At 70.6% G+C, this 289-nt stretch carries 1 protein-coding gene; it reads right to left on the bottom strand.

Annotated features, from left to right (window positions below):
• A partial coding sequence (locus tag EN851_RS35690) for a proton-conducting transporter membrane subunit (protein ID WP_281041141.1) occupies positions 1-289 on the bottom strand: 289 nt, incomplete at both ends.

Below are 289 nucleotides of genomic sequence, written 5' to 3'. Positions count from 1 at the left end.
GGAGGCCCCGACCGGCGCCGTGCCGCCGCGCGGCTCGCCAAAGGCGAGTCCGGTCAGCCGCAGCAGAAGCGCGCCGAAGGCAATCAGCAGCCCGAACACCAGCGGGATCGCCAGCCACGGATGCCGGGCGAAGGTCGAGCTGACGACCAGGAACTCGCTCATGAAGATGCCGAGTGGCGGCAGGCCGGCGATGGCGACGACGCCGATCACCAGCGCCCAGCCAAGCCCGGGATGGCTTTCGGTCAGGCCCCTGATCTCGGAGATACGCTGCGTGCCCTTGACCTGCGCG

It is taken from the genome of Mesorhizobium sp. M8A.F.Ca.ET.208.01.1.1, assembly GCF_004791315.1.
In the GTDB taxonomy this organism is placed as follows: Bacteria; Pseudomonadota; Alphaproteobacteria; order Rhizobiales; family Rhizobiaceae; genus Mesorhizobium.
Note: the sequence above shows the minus strand (reverse complement) of the source record. Positions and strands in the feature narration are given on the sequence as shown.